This is a genomic window from Shinella pollutisoli (genome assembly GCF_024609765.1).
GTDB lineage: Bacteria > Pseudomonadota > Alphaproteobacteria > Rhizobiales > Rhizobiaceae > Shinella > Shinella pollutisoli.
Window position 1 is genome coordinate 1 of sequence record NZ_JANFDG010000008.1, and the last position, 23,817, is coordinate 23,817.

Annotated in this window: 26 protein-coding genes, 1 tRNA gene and 2 riboswitches; of the genes, 9 read left to right on the top strand and 18 right to left on the bottom strand. The window is 67.8% G+C overall.

What is annotated here, in order from left to right; all coding sequences use genetic code 11:
* From NNZ72_RS08285 to NNZ72_RS08305, 5 genes are all read right to left on the bottom strand, one after another.
* Positions 1 to 585: electron transfer flavoprotein subunit beta/FixA family protein (locus tag NNZ72_RS08285; protein ID WP_257314816.1), on the bottom strand; the 585-nt coding region annotated here is incomplete at its 3' end.
* 139 nt (positions 586 to 724) lie between these two features.
* On the bottom strand, positions 725 to 1,510 hold the full coding sequence (locus NNZ72_RS08290) for a rhomboid family intramembrane serine protease (protein ID WP_257314817.1): 786 nt from the start codon (positions 1,508 to 1,510) through the stop codon (positions 725 to 727).
* Positions 1,511 to 1,546: 36 nt separating this feature from the next.
* Positions 1,547 to 2,125 (bottom strand): cob(I)yrinic acid a,c-diamide adenosyltransferase, encoded by a 579-nt coding sequence (locus tag NNZ72_RS08295; RefSeq protein WP_257314818.1) that lies wholly within the window; start codon positions 2,123 to 2,125, stop codon positions 1,547 to 1,549.
* Positions 2,125 to 2,322 (bottom strand): twin transmembrane helix small protein, encoded by a 198-nt coding sequence (locus tag NNZ72_RS08300; RefSeq protein ID WP_257314819.1) that lies wholly within the window; start codon positions 2,320 to 2,322, stop codon positions 2,125 to 2,127. Before NNZ72_RS08300 ends, NNZ72_RS08295 begins: the two co-directional genes overlap by 1 nt.
* Positions 2,323 to 2,444: 122 nt before the next feature.
* Positions 2,445 to 3,296, bottom strand: coding sequence for an SDR family oxidoreductase (locus NNZ72_RS08305; protein WP_257314820.1), 852 nt, complete (start codon positions 3,294 to 3,296; stop codon positions 2,445 to 2,447).
* A 164-nt stretch (positions 3,297 to 3,460) separates the two neighbouring features.
* Here NNZ72_RS08305 and NNZ72_RS08310 point away from each other — a divergent pair, with 164 nt between their 5' ends.
* The gene (locus NNZ72_RS08310; protein ID WP_257314821.1) at positions 3,461 to 4,402 is read left to right on the top strand and encodes a YihY/virulence factor BrkB family protein; all 942 of its coding nucleotides are present in this window, start codon (positions 3,461 to 3,463) and stop codon (positions 4,400 to 4,402) included.
* On the opposite strand, the gene gluQRS is transcribed toward NNZ72_RS08310, so the two are convergent.
* The gene (gene gluQRS, locus NNZ72_RS08315; RefSeq protein WP_257314822.1) at positions 4,349 to 5,257 is read right to left on the bottom strand and encodes a tRNA glutamyl-Q(34) synthetase GluQRS; all 909 of its coding nucleotides are present in this window, start codon (positions 5,255 to 5,257) and stop codon (positions 4,349 to 4,351) included. The two genes, NNZ72_RS08310 and gluQRS, sit on opposite strands and share 54 nt — an antisense overlap.
* 75 nt (positions 5,258 to 5,332) lie before the next feature.
* Here gluQRS and NNZ72_RS08320 point away from each other — a divergent pair, with 75 nt between their 5' ends.
* Both NNZ72_RS08320 and NNZ72_RS08325 read left to right on the top strand, forming a co-directional pair.
* Complete coding sequence (locus NNZ72_RS08320) at positions 5,333 to 5,989, top strand: DNA-3-methyladenine glycosylase family protein (protein WP_257314823.1); 657 nt, start codon at positions 5,333 to 5,335, stop codon at positions 5,987 to 5,989.
* 113 nt (positions 5,990 to 6,102) lie between these two features.
* Positions 6,103 to 6,660 (top strand): HNH endonuclease, encoded by a 558-nt coding sequence (locus NNZ72_RS08325; RefSeq protein ID WP_257314824.1) that lies wholly within the window; start codon positions 6,103 to 6,105, stop codon positions 6,658 to 6,660.
* A gap of 15 nt (positions 6,661 to 6,675) precedes the next feature.
* Here the strand turns inward: NNZ72_RS08325 and NNZ72_RS08330 are convergent, their stop codons facing one another.
* On the bottom strand, positions 6,676 to 7,185 hold the full coding sequence (locus tag NNZ72_RS08330; RefSeq protein WP_257314825.1) for a disulfide bond formation protein B: 510 nt from the start codon (positions 7,183 to 7,185) through the stop codon (positions 6,676 to 6,678).
* Between the two features lie 171 nt (positions 7,186 to 7,356).
* Between NNZ72_RS08330 and NNZ72_RS08335 the strand changes: the two genes are divergently transcribed.
* From NNZ72_RS08335 to NNZ72_RS08355, 5 genes are all read left to right on the top strand, one after another.
* Positions 7,357 to 7,441 (top strand) — tRNA-Leu (locus tag NNZ72_RS08335).
* A gap of 354 nt (positions 7,442 to 7,795) precedes the next feature.
* The gene (locus tag NNZ72_RS08340) at positions 7,796 to 8,014 is read left to right on the top strand and encodes a hypothetical protein (RefSeq protein WP_257314826.1); all 219 of its coding nucleotides are present in this window, start codon (positions 7,796 to 7,798) and stop codon (positions 8,012 to 8,014) included.
* A 22-nt stretch (positions 8,015 to 8,036) separates the two neighbouring features.
* Entirely contained in the window at positions 8,037 to 8,621 is a 585-nt protein-coding gene (locus NNZ72_RS08345; RefSeq protein ID WP_257314827.1) for a hypothetical protein, read from the top strand.
* Positions 8,622 to 8,696: 75 nt separating this feature from the next.
* On the top strand, positions 8,697 to 8,951 hold the full coding sequence (locus NNZ72_RS08350) for a type II toxin-antitoxin system HicA family toxin (protein WP_257314828.1): 255 nt from the start codon (positions 8,697 to 8,699) through the stop codon (positions 8,949 to 8,951).
* Positions 8,948 to 9,280, top strand: a complete 333-nt coding sequence (locus NNZ72_RS08355) for a type II toxin-antitoxin system HicB family antitoxin (RefSeq protein WP_257314829.1) — start codon at positions 8,948 to 8,950, stop codon at positions 9,278 to 9,280. The genes NNZ72_RS08350 and NNZ72_RS08355 overlap by 4 nt, the downstream gene beginning before the upstream one ends.
* 41 nt (positions 9,281 to 9,321) lie before the next feature.
* On the opposite strand, the gene NNZ72_RS08360 is transcribed toward NNZ72_RS08355, so the two are convergent.
* The 4 genes from NNZ72_RS08360 to NNZ72_RS08375 all read right to left on the bottom strand — a co-directional run bounded on the left by NNZ72_RS08360 (position 9,322) and on the right by NNZ72_RS08375 (position 15,384).
* Complete coding sequence (locus tag NNZ72_RS08360) at positions 9,322 to 11,115, bottom strand: calcium-binding protein (protein WP_257314830.1); 1,794 nt, start codon at positions 11,113 to 11,115, stop codon at positions 9,322 to 9,324.
* A 229-nt stretch (positions 11,116 to 11,344) separates the two neighbouring features.
* Positions 11,345 to 12,895, bottom strand: a complete 1,551-nt coding sequence (locus tag NNZ72_RS08365) for a putative bifunctional diguanylate cyclase/phosphodiesterase (protein WP_257314831.1) — start codon at positions 12,893 to 12,895, stop codon at positions 11,345 to 11,347.
* A gap of 65 nt (positions 12,896 to 12,960) precedes the next feature.
* Positions 12,961 to 14,670 carry a putative bifunctional diguanylate cyclase/phosphodiesterase gene (locus NNZ72_RS08370; RefSeq protein WP_306766235.1) on the bottom strand — a complete coding sequence of 570 codons (1,710 nt, stop codon included), beginning with the start codon at positions 14,668 to 14,670 and terminating at the stop codon, positions 12,961 to 12,963.
* Positions 14,671 to 15,054: 384 nt separating this feature from the next.
* Positions 15,055 to 15,384 (bottom strand): hypothetical protein, encoded by a 330-nt coding sequence (locus NNZ72_RS08375; RefSeq protein WP_257314833.1) that lies wholly within the window; start codon positions 15,382 to 15,384, stop codon positions 15,055 to 15,057.
* Positions 15,385 to 15,467: 83 nt separating this feature from the next.
* Between NNZ72_RS08375 and NNZ72_RS08380 the strand changes: the two genes are divergently transcribed.
* Entirely contained in the window at positions 15,468 to 15,878 is a 411-nt protein-coding gene (locus NNZ72_RS08380; protein WP_257314834.1) for a hypothetical protein, read from the top strand.
* A gap of 61 nt (positions 15,879 to 15,939) precedes the next feature.
* Here NNZ72_RS08380 and NNZ72_RS08385 read toward each other — a convergent pair whose 3' ends face one another.
* The 7 genes from NNZ72_RS08385 to NNZ72_RS08415 form a co-directional block, all read right to left on the bottom strand.
* Complete coding sequence (locus NNZ72_RS08385) at positions 15,940 to 16,941, bottom strand: inorganic phosphate transporter (protein ID WP_257314835.1); 1,002 nt, start codon at positions 16,939 to 16,941, stop codon at positions 15,940 to 15,942.
* Positions 16,941 to 17,585 carry a DUF47 domain-containing protein gene (locus tag NNZ72_RS08390; protein WP_257314836.1) on the bottom strand — a complete coding sequence of 215 codons (645 nt, stop codon included), beginning with the start codon at positions 17,583 to 17,585 and terminating at the stop codon, positions 16,941 to 16,943. Before NNZ72_RS08390 ends, NNZ72_RS08385 begins: the two co-directional genes overlap by 1 nt.
* Positions 17,586 to 17,693: 108 nt before the next feature.
* A complete protein-coding gene (locus NNZ72_RS08395) occupies positions 17,694 to 18,728 on the bottom strand; it encodes an aldose epimerase family protein (protein ID WP_257314837.1) in 1,035 nt (344 codons plus the stop codon).
* A gap of 131 nt (positions 18,729 to 18,859) precedes the next feature.
* Positions 18,860 to 19,783 (bottom strand): homoserine O-acetyltransferase MetA, encoded by a 924-nt coding sequence (metA, locus tag NNZ72_RS08400; protein WP_257314838.1) that lies wholly within the window; start codon positions 19,781 to 19,783, stop codon positions 18,860 to 18,862.
* 61 nt (positions 19,784 to 19,844) lie between these two features.
* Positions 19,845 to 19,922: riboswitch (SAM riboswitch) on the bottom strand.
* A gap of 277 nt (positions 19,923 to 20,199) precedes the next feature.
* A complete protein-coding gene (locus NNZ72_RS08405; RefSeq protein WP_257314839.1) occupies positions 20,200 to 22,017 on the bottom strand; it encodes an ABC-F family ATP-binding cassette domain-containing protein in 1,818 nt (605 codons plus the stop codon).
* Between the two features lie 3 nt (positions 22,018 to 22,020).
* Positions 22,021 to 22,680 carry a thiamine diphosphokinase gene (locus NNZ72_RS08410; RefSeq protein ID WP_257314973.1) on the bottom strand — a complete coding sequence of 220 codons (660 nt, stop codon included), beginning with the start codon at positions 22,678 to 22,680 and terminating at the stop codon, positions 22,021 to 22,023.
* A gap of 691 nt (positions 22,681 to 23,371) precedes the next feature.
* On the bottom strand, positions 23,372 to 23,548 hold the full coding sequence (locus NNZ72_RS08415) for a hypothetical protein (protein WP_257314840.1): 177 nt from the start codon (positions 23,546 to 23,548) through the stop codon (positions 23,372 to 23,374).
* Positions 23,549 to 23,700: 152 nt separating this feature from the next.
* Positions 23,701 to 23,813: riboswitch (TPP riboswitch) on the top strand.
* Positions 23,814 to 23,817: the final 4 nt, after the last annotated feature.

Genomic DNA, 23,817 nt, shown 5'->3' on the forward strand with positions numbered 1-23,817 from the left:
CTTCGCCTTCATGATGTTCGGAAGCGACGCATAGCGCGGCTCGTTGAGGCGCAGGTCGGTGGTGACCACCGCCGGAAGCTTGACCGAGATCGTCTGCAGGCCGCCGTCGACCTCGCGCGTCACGTTCGCCGAGCCGTCGCCGATCTCGACCTTGGAGGCGAAGGTCGCCTGCGCCCAGCCGAGCAGCGCAGACAGCATCTGGCCGGTCTGGTTCGAATCGTCGTCGATCGCCTGCTTGCCGACGATGACCAGCCCCGGCTGCTCGGCTTCCGCCACGCCCTTCAGGATCTTGGCGACCGCCAGCGGCTCTACCGCGTCGTCCGTCTCCACCAGCACCGCCCGGTCGGCGCCCATGGCGAGCGCCGTCCTCAGCGTCTCCTCCGCCTTCGCAGGACCGATCGACACCACCACCACCTCAGACGCCTTGCCGGCCTCCTTCAGCCGCAGCCCCTCCTCGACCGAGATCTCGTCGAACGGGTTCATCGACATCTTCACGTTCGCAAGCTCCACTCCCGTGCCGTCCGCCCTAACACGGATCTTCACGTTGTAGTCCACGACGCGTTTCACTGGCACGAGAATCTTCATGAGTTCCTTCCTTCGAATGCCCGCGGGGAGGATGCGCCTTCCGGGAGCGCCCTGTTTGCCGATGGGCGACATCGATACGCATTTTTTCCCCAAATACAATGTTCCATGCGCGACACGGCGGGGAAAACCCGGCGGCGGTTCAGCGTCCCCAGTGGGTCGGCGGGACGGAGCCGCGCGCGCCTCCCTCCTCGGTCGCCGCCGGCCCGGCGTCGGCATGGCGCACCGCTTCGGGCGTGACGATGACCCGGTCGAAAAGCGGCACGCCGCGCCGGCGCATCACCATGACCAGCGCCGCCCCCGCCAGGATGCCGCCGACATGGGCGCCCCAGGAGATGCCGTGCTCGCCGTCGACGGCCAGCATGTAGAACTGCTGGGCGATCCACAGCGCGATCGGCACGGCGGCGGGAAGGCGCAGCGGCACGCGGAACAGCACCAGCACCCAGACGCGGATCTTCGGATGCAGCAGCAGATAGGCCGCGACCACCCCCGACACGGCGCCCGAGGCGCCGATCAGCGGCGCCTCCGATTGCGGCTCGAGGAGGCCGTGGGCGAGCGCGCCCGCCGCCGCGCAGGCGAGGTAGAACAGCAGGAAGCGGAAATGCCCGAGCGCGTCCTCGACATTGTCGCCGAACACCCAGAGGAACAGCATGTTCGAGGCGAGATGCATGAAATCGCCGTGCAGGAAGGCATAGGTGACGTAGGTCGCGTCCTCCGGCACGAGGACGAGCGCCGGCTCCAGGTCGGCGAAGTCGAAGGCGACGGCGGGGATGTAGCCGAGCCCGACCACCGCGGCGTCGGCGACGTCCTGCGTCGAGGCGAGCCCCGTCACCAGCCAGACCGCGACGTTCACCGCGATCAGCCCGATCGTGACATATTGCACCTTGATGTATTTCAGGGAGTTCGCGTCGTGCAGCGGTATGAACATCTATCCCCCGAGCGCCCGGTGCCTTGGGATGCGAGCTTACCTGTTCTTGCCCGGCACCCACAATATGTCGCTGCGTCCCCGGTCGTTGATCCAGCGCGCGGCGACGAAGAGGAAGTCCGACAGCCGGTTGATGTAGGCGAGCGCCACGTCGGAGACCGTCTCGCCCTCCTGGTCGCGCAGCGCGACGATGCGCCGCTCGGCCCGGCGCGCCACGGTGCGGGCGAGATGCAGGGCGGCGGCCGCCGGCGTGCCGCCCGGCAGCACGAAGGAGCGCAGCGGCTCGAGATCGGCGTTGAGGAGGTCGATCTCGCCCTCCAGCCGGTCGACCTGGGACTGGACGATGCGCAGCGGCTCGTAGTCGAGCGGCTTGCCGGTCTCCGGGTTGGCGAGGTCGGCGCCGAGGTCGAACAGGTCGTTCTGGATGCGCATCAGCATGGCGTCGAGCGCGGGCTCGGCGGAAAGATGCTGGCGGGCGAGGCCGACGCAGCAATTGGTCTCGTCCACCTCGCCGTAGGAGGCGACGCGCAGGTCGTGCTTCTTGCGCCGCGGGCCGGCGACGAGCCCGGTCGTGCCCTTGTCGCCGGTGCGGGTGTAGATCCTGTTGATCCTGACCATCAGCGTCCGCCTCCGGTGATCCACAGCGTCAGCATGATCAGCACGATGGCGATCGCCTGCAGGAGCACGCGCAACTGCATCAGCTTGTTGGACGTGTTGCCGCTGCCGCCCCTCGCCATGTTGACGAGGCCGCGCACCAGCACGAGGGCGACGAGCCCCATCACGAGCAGGGTCAGGAAGGTGAAGAAGGAGGACATGTCCGAACGATCCGGGTTTGATTCATGCAAGTGCCGAAGCGCGAGCGCTGCGCACTTGCCGGGTTTGCTCTAGCAGATAGGGCGCCTGCCGCAAATAGCACGCGGTTTCCGGTTTCGTCCCCTCAGCTCAGTTTTCCGACCAGCCGGTAGAACAGCGCCGCCGGCAGCAGGCGCTTGAGCAGCACGCCCTCCTTCGCCGGCCGCGTGACGACGTAATGCGGCTTCGGCGCCTTCGCCGTCAGCGCGTGCCGCAGCGCCTTGCAGACCGCCTCCGGCCCGAGCTTGCCGCGCGCCGGCCTGCCCTCGCCCCTGAGCCGCCGGAGCTGGCCGCGATAGGCGCGCGCATGCACGGAGTTCTCGACGTCGATGTGCCGCTCGATCGCCGCGAGCGCATTGGCCGTGAAGCGCGATTCGATCGGCCCCGGCTCGATCAGGCTGACATGCACGCCGGAGCCGGCAAGCTCCATGCGCAGCGTCAGCGACAGGCCTTCGAGCGCGAATTTCGAGGCGTTGTAGGCCCCGCGCCAGCGATAGGGCACCAGCCCGAGGATCGACGAGCACTGCACGATCCGCCCGTGCCCCTGGCGCCGCATCACCGGCACCAGGCGGCGCGTGAGATCGTGCCAGCCGAAGACGTTGGTCTCGAACTGCTCGCGCAGCGCCTCGACGGGCAGGTCCTCGACCGCCCCGCCCTGCCCGTAGGCGCCGTTGTTGAAGAGCGCGTCGAGCCGGCCGCCGGTCAGCGCCAGCACGTCGTCGACCAGTGCGGCGATCGTCTCCCCCTTCGTGTAGTCCATCAGGAAGGTCTCGATGCCGTCGGCGTCGAGCGACGCCCGGTCCGCCTCGCGCCGCACCGTGGCGAAGACCCGCCAGCCGTCCTTCTTCAGCGCGCGGGCGCAATGGGCGCCGATGCCGGAGGAGCAGCCGGTGATCAGGATGCTCGGCGAAGTTCTGTCATCGGGTTGAGACGGCATGGCGCTTTCCTGTACATCTTCGCACGGTTTCCCATATTCATCGGGGACTGACAATTGCCGGCGCGATTCCGGCGAACCTGCGCAGCGGCCTTGCTCGCCGCCGATTGCGCAAGACGGATCTGAAGACGCCCGCCCCGGGCCGAAGAATGAACGGACGCTTGCCGATGCCGACTGCCATCCGCCTTCTCTACAAGGTCGTCTTCGACGCCATCTGGCACTTTTCCGAGGATGACGGCTGGGCGATGGCGAGCCATGTCGCGTTGTCGACGCTCCTGGCGCTCTTCCCCTTCCTGATCTTCGGCACCGCGCTCGGCTCCTTCCTCGGCGCCGACCAGTTCGCCGACACGGCCGTGCATCTCATCTTCGACACCTGGCCGGAATCGATCGCCGAGCCGATCTCGCGCGAGGTCGTCGCCGTCCTCACCATCCCGCGCGGCGGACTGCTGACGATCTCGGTGCTCGCCGCCGCCTATTTCGCCTCGAACGGGGTGGAGGCGCTGCGCGTCTCGCTCAACCGCGCCTACCGGGTCGCCGAGACGCGCTACTGGTACACGACGCGGCTCGCGAGCCTCGGCTTCGTCGTCGTCGGCGTGCTGATCCTCGCCGTCATCAGCATCGCGCTGGTCGCCGCCCCGCTCGCCGTGCGCAAGACGGACGACTGGATGCCCTGGCTGTCCCACCTCTATGCCACGGTCGCGGACTGGGCGTTGGTCGGCACCATCGGCGTGCTCTTCCTCGGCCTCCTCGCCTCGCACCTGCTGCTTCCCGCCGGCCGCCGCAAGATCGCCGACGTGCTGCCGGGCATCTGCCTGACGCTCCTGCTCTGGGGCATCGGCGCCTATGCCTTCGCCTCCTACCTCGCGACCTTCGCCAACTACGTCTCCACCTATGCGGGGCTGGCCTCGATCATGATCGCGCTGGTCTTCCTCTACATCATCGGCGCGATCTTCATCATCGGCGCGGAGATCAACGCGGCGCTGATGAAATACCGCGTCAAGCACCTGATCCTCGACCGCATCCGCGGCGTGCGCAAGGCGGCCGTGGAGGAGGCCTCAATGGAGGACGAAGCCATAGCCCGCGAGCAGGGCGCGGATGTCCGCCGGTGAGGCGCCCCTTTCCCGGTAGGCGGAGATCCCCGTGTCCCGGTTGCTCTTCGAAAGCTTCTTCCCGTCCGGCCCCGGCACCAGCCCGTGATGCCGGTAGCGCGGCGCGGGCAGGCCGAGCAGCGCCTGCAGGAGCCGGTGCACGGCCGTCGCATGGAAGAGGTCCTGCCCGCGCACCACGTCGGTGATCCCCTGCGCCGCATCGTCCAGCACAACGGCGAGGTGGTAGCTTACCGGCGCGTCGGGCCGCGACAGCATGACGTCGCCCCAGCGCTCCGGCCGCGCCGCCACCGCGCCCGTCTCGCCGTCCGGCCCCTCCCCCTCCTCGCGCCAGTCGAGCGGTCCCGGCATCAGCGCCAGCGCCTTGTCCATGTCGAGCCGCCAGGCGTGCTGCGCGCCGGCGGCGATCCGCGCCAGCGCCGCCTGCCGGTCGAGATCGCGCTCCTCCGTCGGATAGAGCGGCGCGCCGTCCGGGTCGCGCGGCCACGCGCCGCCCGCCGCCTCGCGCGCGGCGGCCCGGGCGCGCACCTCCGCCCGGCTGAGGAAGCCCGGATAGACGAGCCCGCGCGCCTTCAGCCCCTCCAGCGCCTCGGCATAGAAGCCGAGATGCTCCGACTGCCGCCGCACCGGCGTCTCCCAGTCGAGCCCGAGCCAGGCGAGGTCCCGGTAGATCGCCGCCTCGAATTCCGGCCGCGAGCGGGCGGGGTCGACGTCCTCGATGCGCAGCAGGAAGCGCCCGCCGCAGGCGGCGGCGAGATCGTGGTTGAGGATCGCCGACAGGGCATGGCCGAGGTGGAGCAGCCCGTTCGGGCTCGGCGCGAAGCGAAAGACGCGTTTCTTTGACAAAGCGGTTTCCATGCGGTCTTCTGGCACGGGAGCGATTGCGGGAAAAGCGTCAAGCGTCTTCCCAGGCGGGTCGGAGCCCGTGAACGCATGCAGTTGCACAGGATCGTGACGGAAGCGGATGTCGCGGCGGGTCTCGTCGACCTCGCCCTCCTCGACGCGCGCCTCTTCTCCGTCATCGACAAGGCCGGCCCCGTGCCGCTGCGCCGCCTCCCGCCCGGCTATCGCGGCCTCGCCGGCATCGTCGTGGCGCAGATGGTCTCGCGCGCGAGCGCCGACGCGATCTGGCGCCGGCTGGAGGAGATCGCCGGCGAGATCACGCCGCACCGCATCCTCGGCCTCACCGATGCCGACTGCCGCACCGCCGGCCTCTCGCGCGCCAAGGCGGAGACGCTGCGCCGCGCGGCCGAGGCCGTCGACCGCGGCGCGCTCGACCTCGACGCGCTCTGCCGGATGGAGCCGGAGACGGCGATCCGCCTCCTGACGGCGGTGAAGGGCGTCGGCCGCTGGACGGCGGAGGTCTACCTGCTCTTCTGCGGCGGCTATCCCGACATCTTCCCGTCCGGCGACGTGGCGTTGCAGAACGCCGTCGCCCACGGGCTCGGCCTCCCCACCCGCCCGACGCCGTCCGAGCTCGACCGGATCGCCGCCGCCTGGTCGCCCTGGCGCGGCGTTTCCGCCCGGCTGTTCTGGGCCTATTACGCCCGGCAGATGCGGCGCGAAACCGTGCCGGTCCTCGAGGGCTGACCGATGGCCGGCGAGGCGGAAACTTGTGTTTTGCCTTTTCTTTCCGGCTTCACAATGCTGTAACAACGGACCTAATATACAGGGGCAGATGCTGAATCGCTCAGGAGACGCCCTTGACGATTTCTGTTTCACCGCAGGCCCTGCCGGCGCTCGTGCTGAACGCCGACTACCGGCCGCTGAGTTATTATCCCTTGTCGCTTTGGTCCTGGCAGGACGCGATCAAGGCCGTGTTTCTCGACCGCGTAAACATCATCGCCGAATACGACCATTCGGTCTCGTCCCCCAGCTTCACGATGCGCCTGCCGAGCGTCGTGAGCCTCAAGACCTACGTGCAGCCCTCGCGCCACCCGGCCTTCACCCGGTTCAACGTGTTCCTGCGCGACCGGTTCGAATGCCAGTATTGCGGGTCGCCGGACGACCTCACCTTCGACCACGTCATCCCGCGCGCCCACGGCGGCGAGACGACCTGGCAGAACGTGGTCGCCGCCTGCTCCCCCTGCAACCTGAGGAAAGGCAGCAAGCTGCCGCGACAGGCGGGCATGTTCCCGCAGCAGAAGCCCTATCAACCGACGGTTCAGGATCTGCACAACAACGGGCGACTGTTTCCACCCAACTATCTGCACGAGAGCTGGATGGACTACCTCTACTGGAACGTCGAGCTCCAGCCCTGACCGGGCTCCGGCTTTTCAGGCCTTGGCCGACCGCACGCCCGCAAAGGCGATCGCGGCGAGGATGAGGCTCGCGATCACGTTCCAGCCGGCGAAGGAGAGGCCGAGGACGCGCAGCGACGCCTCCGTGCAGGACGGCCCGTGCTTGGCGTTGAGGTCGGCGAGGAGGTCGCCGGCATCCTGCGTGACGGCCTGGGCCGTCGTCGCGCAGGTGGCCGGGCCTTCCCAGAAGCCCCATTCGACGCCGGCGTGATAGACGCCCATGCCCGCACCGACGAGCATCGTGATGCCGACGATCGCAAGAAGCCCGCGCGTCAGCCAGGCCGGCCCGCCGAGGGCGGCCGAAAGGGCGGCGGCGACGGCGACCGGGATGCCGTAATAATAGGGATCGCGCTGCAGCAGGCAGAGCGCGCAGGGGATGTAGCCGCCGACATGCTCGAAGGCGAGCGCGCCGCCGACGGTCGCGGCCATGCCGAGCGCAAGGAGGACGGCGCTGGTCTTGCGGGAAAGGGTAAGCGATGCGGTCATGGGAGCCTTCCGGATCGGCCGGCCGATGCCGTGGCCGGACGGCGGGCAGTTCTATCAGGTGCGGCGCCGTTGTAAATCACCGCACGGACATGTGATCGTCGCACCCCGCGCCGCATTTGCCCGTTGCCGCCTGCCCGGCCTTCGTGTAAACGGCAATCGCTGCCGCACCGTGCCCCATTGGCGGAACTGGTAGACGCGCTCGACTCAAAATCGAGTTCCGAAAGGAGTGCTGGTTCGATTCCGGCATGGGGCACCATTTCCTTGTTGAAATATGATTTAAATCAATATGCTGGCCGGATTCTATTCCGCTCGTTCCACCTCTGCGTCCACCTTTCCGCTGGAAGGAAACTAGTAGCAGTTCCATAAGTGCGCAAAGGTCGATGGCCCCAATTCAGGCAGACGGGGTGCCTACAGTGCCTACTAAGCTTGCCTGACAAAAATCGCCGGCGCTCACATGATCGAAATATCAATTTTTCACCCGTTCTTGCCTCGCAACGAGACAGCGAAGCATGTCTCTTAAATCGACAGAAAGGCCGCGAGCGAATGAGAGTGGCGCGGCCGGCTGGCTTCATAGAAAAGACTCGGATTGCCACTCAGCCGAGGTATTTTAATGTCTGAGCTTGATGACCTTCTCCGCCAAAAAGCTGAAATAGAAGCACGGATTGTCGAGGTTCGGGCAAGCGAGATTGAAAGGCTAAAGCTCGACTTTGCGCATCTGGCCTACAAGCTGAGGGAGTTGAATGGCCTTCCCAGGGCGGTGGTGGATGTATTTACCGACAAGTCGGGGACGTTTAATTCCTATCGGGTTATGAAGGTCAAGAAGCCGTAACGGCCTAAAGCAGGCTTTATCAATGGATTTTACCCACCTTGCCCGTAATGTGGCGTCGGCAGAGCGCGCCCGCGCCAGGATGCTGCGAACCGGTTTCTCCATAAGCGGACATCGGCTATGGGCCGAGGAAGAGGATTTGATCTGCCGGTTGTTTCATCCCGACTACTTCGCCCTCTATCAGATTCTCAATGGCCGTTCCCGCATTGCCATTCAGGCTCGTTGTCGAAAGCTCGGGCTGGTTAAGCCCCGTCAATCATGGGAATGGCCGGCCCGCCAGAAGCTGAGAAAACTCTACCCCGAGGCGTCGAAAGAGATAATCTGCCGGGAATTTCCGGGGGTGGATTGGCGCAATATCCAGGCGGCCGCCCGATACTACGGATACCATCGAAAGAAGAAGCCCTATAAAATCACGGGCGTCCCCGCACTCGATCAGTTTCGTTGCCGCTGCTACGACGTGAACTGGACGATGCGTGATGCGGATGAAGAGGCTGGCACCAAACGCTACTTTCAGACGCGCGGGTATCGCACCAAATCTCCGAATTTCAGGGCCATCAGCCGTGGCGTCTTGGCCCTTGGCGGGCACCTCGAGGTAAAATGGAATGAATGACGGTCGGCATCGGTCGGGGACCTGATGCTAGCAAAATCTGCTTGCGCATATACCGCAAAGACTTATATTGCTAGCATGAACAGCAAGCAGAAGAAGACCCTGGCGGCCGTATTCAGGAGCCCGGCTTCGGGAACGATCGAATGGGCCGACATCGAGAGCCTTCTTGTCGCTGCTGGCTGCGAAGTCGTTAAAGGTAACGGCCCCCATGTTCGGTTTGTGAAGGACGGCAACGTCGCCGGCTTCCACCACCCTCATCCGGACAAGGAAGCCAAATGTTACCAGGTCAAGGACGCTCGCGAATTCCTCACCCTCATAGGAGTGACGCCATGACCAACGTCATGACTTACAATGGCTATAGCGCTCGCATCGAATTCGACAGCGAGGATGAAATCTTCTTCGGCCGGATCGCCGGCATCGATGATGTGGTCGGCTTCCATTCCGATACCGTCGCAGGGCTGAAGGAGGCTTTCCGCGAGGCCGTGGACGATTATCTCGAAGCCTGCGCCACGGCCGGCAAGGAGCCTCGGAAGCCCTATTCCGGCAAGATGATGTTTCGGGTCAGCCCCGATGTTCACCGCCGGGCGGCCATCGCGGCCGAGCTCTCCGGAAAGAGCCTCAACCAATGGGCGGAAGAAGCGCTTGCCCGGGCGGCCGGCTAGGCCAGGCCCTTCTTCCCCGGCTGTCATGCCTCCCCGGCGCGCTACAGCAGGAAGTCGGCCTTCGTCAGATTGAGAGAACCGTCGACCTTGATGGAGAAGTCCGCGGTCCCGTCGCCGTCGATATCGCCGTGGACGAAGGTGTCGCCGCCCTTCTTCTCGTAGCGCAGCTCGCCCGCCTTCCCGTCGAACTTCTGCGCGCCGATGAAGGTGAAGGCCTGGTCGCCGCCGGCCTTGGCGTTCGCGTCGATCGCGCCGAGGTCGATCCTGTCGCCCTGCTTGCGCGAGAAGTCGTGGATCGTGTCGCGGCCGGAAGCCGACACCGTCGAATCCTTGACCGACCTGAAGACGAACGTGTCCGCACCCGTTCCGCCGTAGAGCGTGTCCGCGCCCGCGCCGCCGACCAGACTGTCCCTGCCGGTGCCGCCCTTCAGCGTGTCGTTGCCCCTGCCGCCGTCGAGGACGTCCCTGCCGGCGCCGCCGGAGAGCCGGTTGGCGCCGCCGTTGCCGATCAGCACGTTGTCGAGGCCGTTGCCGGTGCCGTCGAGGCCGGCGCTGCCGAGGAGGACGAGCTTCTCGATATTCGCCCCGAGCCTGTAGCTGACGGCGGACTGGACGGTGTCGCTGCCCTGCCCCGCCCTTTCGACGAGGGCGAGCTTCGCATCGGCGACGAGATAGGTGTCGTTGCCCTTGCCGCCGGCGACGGAGCCCGTCACCTTGCCGCCGCGCGTGTCGAAGACGTCGTTGCCGGCGCCGAGATCGACCTTGCCGCGGATCGTGCCGTTGTTGGTCACGGTCTCCGCACCGCCGCCGCCCTTGAAGGCGAGCCCCTCGGCCTTGAGCGTGCCGTTGTTGGAAAACACGTTCCGGCCCGGACCGGCCAGCGCCACGGCGATGCCCTTGGCGGCGGTCGCCGTCACCGTGCCGTTGTTCACCAGCACCGCGGCGGCGCCGTCGACCAGCACGCCGGACGCGCCCTTCATCGTGCCGTTGTTGGTGATGCGCGCGGCGGAGGCGGAGACGTCCAGCGCCTCGCCCGCCGTCGAGGCGAGGGTCTTGTGGTTGGCGAAGGTCACCCCCGCCCCGTCGAGGCGCACGGCGTCCTTCTGCGCGGAGATCGTGCCGTTGTTCGAGAGGACCGCCTTCGCGCCGGTGACGACGAGGCCCTCGTCCGCGCGCGAGACGATCCTGCCGTTGTTGGTGATCGTCGCGCCGCTTCCCGTCACGGCCAGCGCGTCCAGCCGCGCGTCGACCGTGCCGCTGTTGGTGACGATCGCCTTCGTGCCGGCGCTCGCAATGCCGTCGCCGGCGGTGGAGCGGATATCGCCGTAATTGGTGAGGATCGCGCCCTTGCCCTTCACGGAGAGCGCATCGCCGACGCTGCGCAGGAGGCCGTGATTGGTGACGAGCGCGTCGTTGCCGCTCGCGGTCACGCCGAGGCCGGCGGAGAGGAGCGAGCCGCGATTGGTGAGGTTCAGGCCCGCGCCCGAGAGGCCGGCGCCGAGCGTGCCGCCCGACAGCGTGCCCTCGTTGTGGACGACGAGGCCGGCGCCGGCGGCGACGAGGCCCGCGAGCTTGCCGGAAACGACGCCGTCGGCCTTGATCGAGACGAGGCCGGCCCTGGCGGCGATCGAGCCGTGGCCGAAGAGCACGGCGTCGCCGCCCGTCGAGGCCACCGTGCCGTCGATGACGAGCGAGCGGTCGGCGGCCGTGCCCCCGGCGTCGACCGCCGTCGCGGCGGTGCGGACCGAGACGGCGGGCATGACGATCCACTGGTCGCCCGCGGTGCGGGCGAGAAGCGTGGATGTCATGGAGAGGGAGATCGTGTGTTTCGTCATGCCTGTCGCGTCGTCGCCCGGCCGGGCGGAGAATGGATACCGTCTCCTCGCCGGCAAATCCGCCGCGAAGATGGCGGGGCGGCGCGTTCTTTTGCCACAGGGTTAACGGCGAAGGAAGGCCCCCGGCGGCCGGCACCCGCCCGGACGGAGATCGAAGAGGACCGACGGCGGCGGATCGGTGCCGGGCCGGACGTATCGGCTTCCTCCGCCGCCCGGAGGCGCGGCCGCGTCACCTGGTCTCTCCGTAGGCGAACCGGTCGCGGGACCCGGCGACCATGCCGCTCGCCTCCGCCGCCGAGACGAGCCCGCTCTGCGGCTGGCCCTCGCGAATGCCGGACGCGAGCAGGAGGTGGCCGGCGGCGTCTTCGGGGATGCCGTCGGCGCTGACGGAGAGGCCGAGGCCGTGTCCCAGGCCGGCGAGGGCGCGCACCATCCGCGCGGCGTCGTCCTCGACCATGTTCTCGACGAAGCGCCGGTCGATCTTGACCTTGTCGATGCCGAATTCCTGCATGTGGTAGAGGTTGGAATAGCCCGTCCCGAAATTGTCGAGGGCGATCCTGACGCCCGCCGCCCTCAGCGGGGCGAGCGTTCGCTTGGCCGCGTTCAGGTCCTGCACGACGAGGTTCTCCGACACGTCCACCTCTAGGCGCTCCGGCGCGAAGCCGGCGTCGTCCAGCGTGCGCAGGATGCTGGCGCTGAGGTCCTGGTCCTTCAGCTGGGAGGGCAGGATGTCGATCGACAGCGCGACCTCCTGCGGCCAGCATGCGGCGGCCTCGCAGGAGGCCTTCAGGATGTCGGCGGCTATGCGGTGGCCGAGCCCCGTTTCCTCGGCGATCGGCAGAAACCGCTCCGGCGGGATCTCTTCCTCGGTCGCCGTCCTCCAGCTCGGCACGGCCTCGAACCCGACGATGCGGCCCGATTTCAGGTCGATCGACGGGCGGAAGCGCGGTTGTATCCGGCTTTCCTCCAGCGCCTGCCGCAGGTCCCGCTCGATGCGGTCGCGCTCGCGCATGAGCCGGTCCATGTCCTCCTCGAAGAACCGGAACGTCGACCGCCGCTCCGCCTTCGCCCGATAGAGGGCGAGATCCGCCTTGCGGATGGCTTCGTCCGCCGTCGATGCGTCGTCCGGCAGCAGCGCCACGCCGATGCCGGCGCCGACCTGGTGCCGGACCGTGCCGGCCGCGACCGGCTCGGAAAGCCCCTGGATGATCCGCAGCGCGATGCTGGCGGCATCGTCCGGCCCCAGCAGGTGCCTCGCCAGCACGATGAATTCGTCGCCGCCGAGCCGCGCCACCAGATCGTTCTCGCGCACGTCGCGCAGCAGCCGCTGCGCGACGACGATCAGCACCTCGTCGCCGGCGCCGTGCCCGTAGGTGTCGTTGATCTGCTTGAAGCCGTTGAGGTCGAGGAGGAGGACGGCATGGACATGGCCGGCCGCCGGCGGCGAGCCCGCCGCCTGCCGGAGCGCCTCCTCGAACTGCCGGCGGTTGGCCAGCCCCGTCAGGGGATCCTGGTAGGCGAGCTGCCGGGCGGTCTGCTCGGCCGCGACGCGGCGCGCCACCTCCCGTTTCAGGGCCGCATACCGCCGCCACGCGAAGAGCAGCAGCCCCACGGACAGGACGGTGCTGAAGACCAGGACCTCGTGCAGGGCGAAGCTCTGCTCCTCGAACGTGTCGGTGTCCGCGTCCATCAGGACGCGCAGCTCGAACACGAGATAGGCGGCGACGAGGACGGCGGCGAGCAGCAGGCCCAGATCGCGGATTGCGAAGCGATTGCGCACCAGAAATCTCCACAGACGCGATGAGAAGGACGGGGAGGGCGTCGAGGCTGTTGCCATGGCTTTTCCTATGCGGCCGCCGGCGTTGCCGTTCCCAGCAGCATCCGGCGGAACGCGTGCCTGTCGACCGGCTTGCCGAAGAGATATCCTTGCGCTTCCCTGCAGCCGAGTTTCTCGAGGACGGCGACCTGGGTCTCCGATTCCATGCCTTCCGCGATGACGTTGAGGTCGAGGGCGTTCGCCATGGCGAGGACGGCCTTGATGATGGCGACGTCGCTCGGGTCGCTTTCGAGATTCTGGACGAACTCCCGGTCGATCTTCAGTCGCGTCAGCGGATAGCGCTTCAGCAGGCTAAGCGACGCATAGCCGGTCCCGTAGTCGTCGAAGGCGATGCCCACGCCCATCGCGCGCAGCTGCCGCAGCGGGCCGATCATCTCGCCGTCGAGGCCCAGGACGGTGGTCTCGGTGATCTCGAGCTCGAGCAGATGCGCCGGAAGGGCGCTCGCCGCCAGGCTGCGGGTGACGACGTCCGCCAGCTTGCCGTCGCGAAGCTGGGTGCCGAACAGGTTGACCCCGATGCGCAGCGGCTTGCCGGCGTGCATGAGCTCCGCCGCGAAGGCGCACCCTTCGGCGATCACCCATCCGCCGACCGGGCCGGCGAGCTCGCTCGCCTCCAGGACGTGCAGGAAGCTCGTCGGGGAGAGCAGCCCGCGCACCGGATGGCGCCAGCGGATGAGCGCCTCGGCCCCGACGATGCGCCGGTCGCGCAGCCTCACCTGCGGCTGATAGAGGAGCTCGAACTCGCGGCGGGCGAAGGCCTCGTGGAGTTCCTCCTCCACCTTGCGGCGCTCGATCATCTCCTCGCCATGCTGCGGGCGAAACAGCGCCATCCGCCGTCCCCCCGCCTTCTTCGCCTCGTGGAGGGCCAGCAGCCCGCTCTTCAGCGCGGCGTCCGCGGTGTCGAAGCGCGCCAGCGCCGGCGAGAGCACGACGCCCATGCTGGCTCCGACATGACAGCTCGTCCCTTCCACGTCGAAAGGCTGCGTCAGCACCGACAGGACGTATTCGCCGACGGTCCGCGCCCGCATCGGGTCATCGCTGCCCGACCACAGGACACCGAACTCGTCCGCCCCGAGCCGCGCGACGAAGGCGTCCGGTCCCACGGCCTCGGCGATGCGCTCGCCGGCGCGGCGCAGGAGCGCGTCCCCCGCCGCAAGCCCCAGCGAGGCGTTGATCTCCTTGAACCGGTCGAGCCCGAGCTTCAGGATCGTGAAGGCGCGGCCTCCCCGCAGCTCCTCCTCGATCCGCTCCAGAAAGCGCGTGCGGTTGGGCAGGCCGGTGAGCTGGTCGAAATGGGTGAGATAGCGAAGCCTCTCGCGATCGGAATCGCGCCGCGTCACGTCGCGCACGATGACGCCGAACCGGTCCCCTTCATCCTCGCGCCATACGGCGAGCGACATCTCGGCGGGAAACGTCTCTCCTCCTCCCCGGCAGGCCTCCACCCGGAGCACGCGCCCCTTCCAGCGAGGGTTCTCCCTCGCCTTCGCCAGCTCGCCCGCGACCGCCGACCATGACCGCGCCGTCAGCAGGGACGAAAAGAGACGGCCCGCCGCGCCCGCGCCGTCCATCCCGAACATCTCCTCCGCCGCGCGGTTCCGGAAGCGGATGCGCCCGTCCGCATCCATGGCCAGCATCGCATCCGGTGTTTTCTCCGCGAGCGCGACCGCCGCCCTTCCAAGCCTTCCGAGCTGATGCCTTTCCAACTGGTCCATCGCCATCCCTGCCGATCCCGCCCGCTGCGGCCAGACAATCCTGCTACGGAAAATCGGTCAGGAGACGAGATGTTCCGCGCCACGCCGAATCGCGGTTAACGCTTAATTTGCGCGGCTGCTAAAATGATCGATCGACGCCACGCCGCGCCGAAGCGCTTCCGGCGTCGGTCTCCCTCCGGAACGTGCGGCAGGAGGGATCGAAGGGCGTTCGGTGCCGGGAAGTTTCGCGGACCGCCGCCCGCACCGCTGCACGCCCCGCGGACGGTGCTGGAAGGCCGAAACGTGCTCAGGACAGGGAAGACGCGGCGGACAAGGCGTCCACCGCGCCTTCCGGCATCGAAGCCGCCGCGGCATCCGGCCGCGGCGATCCGGCCTTGGCGGCCGCGGCCGTCACCGGCCTTGAATGACCCGGATGAAGCGCGGGCTTTGCGTTCTGAAGTCGTCATAGGTGATGCGTCCGCTCGCAACACCGTTGAACGCCCGCTGGCAATAGATGCGCGCGACGTCGCGGCGGGGGCTGACGTTCATGATCTTCGCCATCTCGGCCTTGCGGGCGGGAGACGCCCTGCGGGCGCCGGCATAGCACTTGTTCACGCCGTCCCGTTTCGCCGCCGGGCTTCCGCGCACGATCTCCTGCGCGCGATTGTAGCTGGTTTCCGATACGCAGCCGGCTGCGAATACGGCGACCGAGACAACGGCAATGATGGACATCAGCCGCATGGCCTTCTCCTCCTTTTGGTTCCAACGGGATGAAAGATAGCCGACACGACCGGGACAGCAAGCAAATTCAGGGGCTTGTTGCCATGAAGCGCCGGCCGGCCGGCGGAATGCGGGGTGAGTGCGATGGCATCATGGAGGTCCGACCAACCACGCCGGGAGAAGAAGGACGACGGCACTTCGTCCACGGCGACGGCAAGACGCGCCTCCCCGTCAATTCCGACGCCTTGCTGAAGGCTGATTTCCTGCCGGAACTTTCGAGCGCGCCGCGCATTCGACATCCCGCACGGGGAGGGCGGGAAATGCAGACGGCAGAAGACGGCGAAGCTGATTCCGGCGAAGCGGGCAGTGACGCAGCGGCACCTGGCGGGTCCCCCTTGTGCCATCTCGCAGACATCGTGCGCGGACTGACGGAGCTCGCGCAGGCGGCCGCCGAGCTGGCGAAGAAGCCGCTGGAGCCGTTGCCGCCGTCTCAGCCCGGCGAAGCTGAAGGGTAGGAGGCTGCCGAGGGCGACCGCTCGCCCCGGCATAGCTTCGGCCCGCACCCCGCGAGCCCGCCTAGAACGCGTCCACTGCCAGGTAGAACAGCGCCGAGATCGCGGCGGCGGAGGGCAGGGTCACGATCCAGGCGATGACGATGTTGCCGGCGATGCCCCAGCGCACGGCGGAGACGCGGCGGGCGGCGCCGACGCCGATGATCGCGCCGGTGATCGTGTGCGTGGTGGAGACCGGGATGCCGAGCCAGGTCGCGCCGAACAGCGTGATCGCCCCGCCCGTCTCGGCGCAGAAGCCCTGCATCGGCGTGAGCCGGGTGATCTTCGAGCCCATCGTGTGGACGATGCGCCAGCCGCCCATCAGCGTGCCGAGCGCCATCGCCGCCTGGCAGGTGATGACCACCCAGAAGGGCACGTGGAACTCGTCGCCGAGATAGCCCTGCGAGAACAGCAGGACGGCGATGATGCCCATCGTCTTCTGCGCGTCGTTGCCGCCGTGGCCGAGCGAATAGAGCGAGGCGGAGACGAACTGCATGACGCGAAAGGTGCGGTCGACCGCGAAGGGCGTCTGCCGCACGAAGATCCACGAGACGATGAGGATCAGCACGAGCGCCAGCAGGAAGCCGATGGCGGGCGACATGAAGATGGCGCTCGCGGTCTTGAGCAGGCCCGTCCACACGACGGAATCGAAGCCGGTCTTGGCGAGGCCCGCGCCGACGAGGCCGCCGATCAGCGCGTGCGACGAGCTCGACGGGATGCCGAACACCCAGGTGACGATGTTCCAGATGATCGCGCCCATCAGCGCCGAGAAGATGACGAGCGGCGTGACGATGCCCGGGTCGATGATGCCGGTGCCGAGCGTCTCGGCGACGTGCAGGCCGAAGAACAGGAAGGCGATGAAATTGAAGAAGGCCGCCCAGAACACGGCATATTGCGGGCGCAGCACGCGCGTCGAGACGATGGTGGCGATCGAGTTCGCCGCGTCGTGAAGGCCGTTCAGGAAATCGAAGAAGAGGGCGACGCCGATCAGGCCGGCAAGCAACGGAAGGGCGAGCGTGGCGTCCATCAGACGTTCTCGATCACGATGCCGCTTATTTCGTTCGCCACGTCCTCGAAGCGGTCGACCACCTTCTCCAGCTCGCCGTAGATCTCGCGGCCGATCACGTAGGCCATCGGGTCCGTCCTGCCGTAGCTCCGGAAGAGGCCCTTCAGGCCCTCGTCGTGCAGCTCGTCGGACCGGCCCTCGACCTTGGTGATCTCCTCGGTGATGGCGCTGAGGCGGCCGGCGTGCTGGCCGATGCGGTCGAGCAGCGGGATGGCCTCGGCGATGAGGTGGGCCGCCTTGACGACCACGGCGCCCATCTCCTGCATGCCCGGCTCGAAGCTCGTCTTCTCGTAGAGCCGGATGGTCTTCACCGTCTTGTGCATCATGTCGATGGCGTCGTCCATCGACTGGATGAGGTCCTTGATGTCGCCGCGGTCGAAGGGGGTGATGAAGCTGCGGCGCACGGCGAGCAGCACCTCGCGGGTGATGTCGTCCGCCTCGTCCTCCAGCGCGACGATGCGCTCGCAATGCCGTTCCATGTCCGGACCGCCGGCGAGCAGCGCCTGCAGCGATTCGGCCGCGCCGACGACCGTGCGGGAATGCTGTTCGAAGAGATCGAAGAAACGGTCTTCGCGCGGCATCAGTTTGCGGAACAGCGAAAGCATGGGCGTCTCTTACTTGCCTCGGGTTGTCATCGGCCCGTCATAATTGACTGTGCACGTCATGGTAAGAGCGTTTCTGCACCGGCCGCGACTTTTTACCGGGATTCCCGCTCAGCTCCGGCGGAACACGTAGTCCGTCTCCTGGCGCAGGGTCCCGCCGGGACGCAGGATCGCGTCGGGGAAGGACGGGTGGTTGACCGCGTCGGGCCAGAGCTGCGTCTCCAGGCAGAAGCCGGCGAAGGCGGAATAGCGCCGGCCCTCTATCCCGGGCACCGGCACGTCGACCTTGCTGCCGGTGTAGAGCTGCACGCCGGGCTCGGTGGTCGAAACCTCGAGCGACACGCCCGAGGCGGGGCTGCGCACTTCCGCGACGCTGCGTTTGGCGGTGCGGCCGGGCGAGAGGCAGAAATTGTGGTCGAAGGCGACGCCGCCCGGCTCCACCTGCCGGCGCATCGGCGTGAAGCGGGTGAGGTCGAAGGCCGTGCCGGCGACGGGACGGACCTCGCCGGTCGGGATCAGGTGTTCATCGACCGGCAGGTAGCTTTCCGCCGCGATGCGGATCTCGTGGCCGAGCGCGTCCGCTCCGTCGTCGAGGATGAAGTAGCTGTGCTGGCAGAGGTTGACGGGCGTCGGCGCGTCGGCCGTCGCCGTGTAGGAGACCGAAAGGACGCCGTCGCCGTGCAGGCGATAGGTGCAGGTGATCTCGCACGTCCCCGGATAGCCGGCGCGCCCGGCGGGATCGGTGATGGCGAGCACGACGTGGTCCGGCCCCTCGCCCGCGATGCGCCAGTTGCGGCGGCCGATGCCGTCGCTGCCGCCGTGCAGGTGGTTGACGCCGCCCTCGTTGCGCTCGAGCGGGAACGCCTTACCGTCGATGACGAGCCGGCCGCCGTCGATGCGGTTGGCGCAGCGGCCCGGCGTCGCGCCGAAATAGGGGGAGTGAGCCGGGTAATGGGCGAAATCCTCGAAGCCGAGCACGAGCGGCGGCCGGTGGCCCGCAAGCCGCAGGTCCTGGATGACCGCGCCCCAGGTCAGCACCTTCGCCGTCAGCCCGCCGCCGGCGATCGTGACGCGCCGCACCTCTTCGCCGGTCTGCAGGCGGCCGAAAATCTCGTTGTCTGCCAAGTCCGTCTCCTGTGCCGGCATCCGTTCGGTTCGACGCAATTCCGGGCGCGGAACCGCCGCGCCTTTGCCGGAATTGCTACAGGCCGGCAAACTGCTGCAAATCCCGCCGGCCCGCAATTAAAAAATCATACTTTTCGGAGGCGACGCCGGCCTCAGGCGCCCGTCCCGATCTTCTCCAGGTCGTAGGGCGTGGTCTGGTAGATCTCGTTGATCCAGTTGCCGAAGAGCAGGTGGGCGTGGCTGCGCCAGCGGTTCTGCGGCGGAAGCGTCGGATCGTTGTGGGGAAAGTAGTTCTTCGGCAGCTTGATCGGCACGCCGGCGTCGACGTCGCGGAAATACTCGTCGGCAAGCGAGGTCGAGTCGTATTCGACGTGGTTGAAGATGTAGAGCCGGTTGCCCGCCTTCTCCTGCACGAGGCAGACGCCGGTCTCGTCGGAATCCATCAGGATGTCGAGCTCCGGCACCCTGCGGATGTCCTCGATGCGCACCTCGGTCCAGCGCGAGACGGGGATCTGGAAGTCGTCGGAGAAGCCGCTGAGATAGACCGAGGAGGGCTTGCGGTTGTGGTGGCGGTAGACGCCGAAGGCCTTTTCGGCGAGCGTGTGCTTGGGCACGCCGTGGAAATGGTAGATCGCCGCCATCGCGCCCCAGCAGACGTTGAGCGTCGAATGCACGTTGGTCTCGGTCCAGTCGAAGATGCGCTTCATCTCGTCCCAGTAGGTGACGTCCTCGTAGTCGAGCGTCTCCACCGGCGCGCCGGTGATGATGAAGCCGTCGAACTTGCGGTGGCGGATCTCCTCCCACGTGTCGTAGAAGGCGAGCAGGTGCTCCTCGGAGGTGTTCTTCGGCCGGTGGCCGCCGACGCGCACCAGCGACAGCTCCACCTGCAGCGGCGTCGCGCCGACGAGGCGCGCCATCTGCACCTCGGTCTTGATCTTGTTCGGCATGAGATTGAGGAGCCCGATCTGCAGCGGGCGGATATCCTGCCGGATCGCCACGGTCTCGGTCATCACCCGCACGCCTTCCCCGACGAGGGTTTCGAAGGCGGGCAACGTATCGGGAATCTTGATGGGCATCTCTCTACTCGATCGCAAACAAAAAACCGGCCGCAACGTCGTCGCAACCGGTCCACGGAAGGCTTGTCCTCGCGCGGCCCTTTAGCGACTTGTTTAACGTGGCTGCAAGCCGGCCGGCCAAATCACCACGAGCGTTTTAAATAGACCCGTGCCGGCCGGGAATCAATCCACGCCGTTGATGATAGGGGCGGCGGCGGGGGGTGGGGAAGATTTCGGGAGCCTTCCATATGGAATGATGGGAGCGCCGCTTGCCCCTTCTCCCCGGCGGGGAGAAGGTCGCGGCAGCGGGATGAGGGGGACGCCGTAGGCGAAATCATGATTGCTCCACCGTGCTTCACCCCCTCATCCGGCCCTTCGGGCCACCTTCTCCCCGCCGGGGAGAAGGGGATCGGCTACGCCGCATTCCCTATGAAACCTTACCCCTCCAGCTCCTCGCGCAGCATCTCCAGCTCCAGCCACTCCTCCTCCATCCTCGAAAGCCCGGCCCGCAACGTCTCCAGCTCGGCGGCGAGCCTGTTGAAGGCGGCAGGGTCCTTCGAGAAGAGGGCAGGATCGGCCATCCTCTCCTCGCGCGCGGCGATCTCCTTCTGCGTCTTCTCCATCTCCTTCGGCAGGTTTTCGAGCGCGAACTTCTGCTTGTAGGAGAGCTTGCCCTTCGCCTTGCCCTCGGCGGGCTGGGCGGCGGCGGGCTTCGTCCTCTCCGCCTTCTCCGTCCTGCGCTTCTCCTCGATCGCGCCGCGGCGCTGCGCCATCATGTCGGTATAGCCGCCGGCATATTCGATCCAGCGGCCGTCCGGGTTCTCCGGGTCGGCGGGCGCGATGGTCGAGGTGACGGTGCGGTCGAGGAAGTCGCGGTCGTGGCTGACGAGGAGCACGGTGCCGGGAAAGCCGGAGACGATCTCCTGCAGGAGATCGAGCGTCTCGATGTCGAGGTCGTTGGTCGGCTCGTCGAGAATCAGCAGGTTGACCGGCCGCGACAGGATGCGCGCCAGCATCAGCCGGGCGCGCTCGCCGCCCGACAGGTTGCGGATCGGCGTGCGGGCCTGCTCGGGCTGGAACAGGAATTCCTTCATGTAGCCCGTCACGTGACGCTGCTCGCCGTTGACGAGAAGCGTCTCGCCGCGCCCGTCGGTGAGGTAGTGGGCGAGCGTGTCGTCGAGGTTCAGGTCCTCGCGGCGCTGGTCGAGCGTGGCGATCTCCAGATTGGTGCCGAGCTTCACCGTGCCGCCGTCGGGTTCGAGCTGGCCGGTCAAAAGCTTCAGCAGCGTCGTCTTGCCGGCGCCGTTCGGGCCGACGAGGCCGATGCAGTCGCCGCGATGCACGCGGATCGAGAAGGGCGCGACGATTACGCGCCCGCCGAAACTCTTGGCGACCCTCTCCGCCTCGATCACCAGCTTGCCGGACTCCTGCGCCTCGGAGACGCCCGCCTGCACGCTGCCCTGCGGGCCCCGGTGGCCGCGGTGGCGGGCGCGCATCTCGTGCAATTGGCCGAGGCGGCGCATGTTGCGCTTGCGCCGCGCCGTGACGCCGTAGCGCAGCCAGTGCTCCTCGCGCTCGATCGCCTTGCCGAGCTTGTGCTGCTCCAGTTCCTCCGCCTCCAGCACCTCGTCGCGCCAGGCCTCGAAATGGCCGAAGCCCCGGTTCAGACGGCGCGACTGGCCGCGGTCGAGCCAGACGGTGGCGTTCGAGACCTTCTCGAGGAAGCGGCGGTCGTGCGAGATGACGACGAGGGCCGAGCGGGTCGACTGCAGCTCGCCTTCCAGCCATTCGATGGTCGGCAGGTCGAGGTGGTTGGTCGGCTCGTCGAGGAGCAGGATGTCGGGCTCGGGCGCCAGCACCCGGGCGAGCGCCGCGCGCCGCGCCTCGCCGCCCGACAGCGACGCCGGATCCTCGGCGCCGGTGAGGCCGAGGTGCTCCAGCAGGTAGGTGACGCGATAGGGATCGTCGCCCGGGCCGAGGCCGGCCTCCGCATAGGCGGCGACCGTGTCGAAGCCGTCGAAATCGGGCGCCTGGTGCAGGTAGCGGATCGTCGCGGAGGGATGGCGGAAGACCTCGCCCGACTGCGGCTCGACGAGGCCGGCGGCGATCTTCATCAGCGTCGACTTGCCCGAGCCGTTGCGGCCGACGAGCGAGATGCGGTCGCCCGGCTCCACCTGCAGGCCGGCGCCGGCGAGCAGCGGCGTGCCGCCGAAGCTCAGGGTGATGTCGTCGAGTTTGAGGATGGGCGGTGCCAAGGCTCAGGCTCCCGAAAGATCGTAGGGCCGGGCGATGAGGACCGCGCGGCCGGCGGCAAGCGACAGGCTGACCGGCCCTTCCGCCACGTTGGAGACGGTGCGCGACGAGCCGAAGGGCAGCGAGAAATCCTCAAGCGGATAGCGCACGTTCCGAAGGTCGAGGCCGGCGAGCGGCTGGAGGCCGAGGATCGAGAAGAGGCTGCCCCTGGGCAGGTCGATCGCCCGCGTCCCCGGCAGGAGCGGCCAGGCCTCCTCCTCGCCGGAGGTGAGCTTGACGGAGAAGCCCCGCTCGGCGAGCGACACGGCGTGGATGAGGTGCATCAGCGCGTGGTCGGAGCGCTCGCCGCCGAGCGCGCCGGCAAGCAGGATCCGCCGCGCCCCGCGCTCGGCCGCCGCGGCGACCGCGATGGCGCCGTCCGTCTCGTTCTTGGCGGCGGGATAGGGCTGGCGCTCGACCTCCGGCCAGGCGGCGACGAGCTCGGGCGGCGTCGAATCGAAGTCGCCGACCCACAGCTCCGGCGTGACGCCGAGCGCCGCCGCATGGCGCATGCCGCCGTCGGCGGCGACGAAGCGGGCGCCGCTGAGGTCCGCCCGCAGCCGCGGCGTCGCCTCGAGCGTGCCGCCGAGAAGGATGACGAAGGTCTGGTCTGTGGATGCCGGCATGGTCATGGGCAAGCCCTTAGCGCATGTTCTGCGGAAAGGGAAAGATTTTGGCGGATACGCCTGCGGCCACGCGCGGGATCCGCCGTGGTTTCGAGGATCTGTCGGACGGGGCGCCGGAGGCTGCCGCATCTGAATGTATGAAACGTGACACCCTCCGGCATCCCGTTCGGCGGTTTGTGCCCGCGACTTCGGCCTCTCTGCGACAGCGGGCTTTGTGGGAACGGTGGCGTGCCCCTCCGCAGAAGGGGTCATGCACGCCCTCAGGCCTACGATGCCGCAGCCATGACCGCCGGTCGGCACCGTCTTCCACCTGCGCCGGGCGAACCGGGTTCGTCGAACCCCCGGACGCCGCCCGGCGCAAATCCACCGTCTTGTGTGCCACACAGGCACGCCCGGCGACTTGACCAGAGGAGACGAGGGGGAGGTCCGCCGCCCCGCCGCCGCCCCCGGTTCGCCAGAGGGAGACCATTTTCCGCGGACCCGGTCCGTGAGGCCTTGCGTCCTTTCCCCACGGCCCGCGCCGGTCCCGCCTCACTGCCACGCCTGGCAGCGTATCCGAGGGCGGAACGGGACGATTGTAGGCACGGGTCCGGCGGGCGGGGAAAACGGCGCGCGCGAAAAATCCCGCGGGCACGCGCAAAGGCCCGGACGCAGGGACATCCGGGCCTCGTCGGGAGGTCGGGGATGGCCGTTACCTGCAGACCCTGATCTTCTTGACGACGCGGTTGCCGTAATGGTCGTAGGACGCCACCTTCTTGACGAAGCAGGCGGGCTTGTAGCCGTAGCCGTAGTCGCCGGCCTCGGACGGGGCGGCGAAGGAGATGGCGGCGACGGCGGCGATGGCGGCGGAAACGACGATCTTGCGCATGTGGGTCTCTCCCGATCTCTCTGGAAGGACGAGCCTCTCTCGTCCGGTGACCGGACCGTCCCACATCGCCCGGTCCGCCGCTGTTTCGCGCGGAACAGGGCGAAAAGAGGCGCCCGCCCTTGCGCCCCGCCCGAAGCCGGATTATCCCTTGCCTTGCTCTAACGGGGTGCCTGCGGATTTCCGATCCGCCGGCTGAGAGGCGTTCCGCCAACCCGAAGAACCTGATCCGGCTCGTACCGGCGGAGGGATTAGACGGCACGGACCAGCGC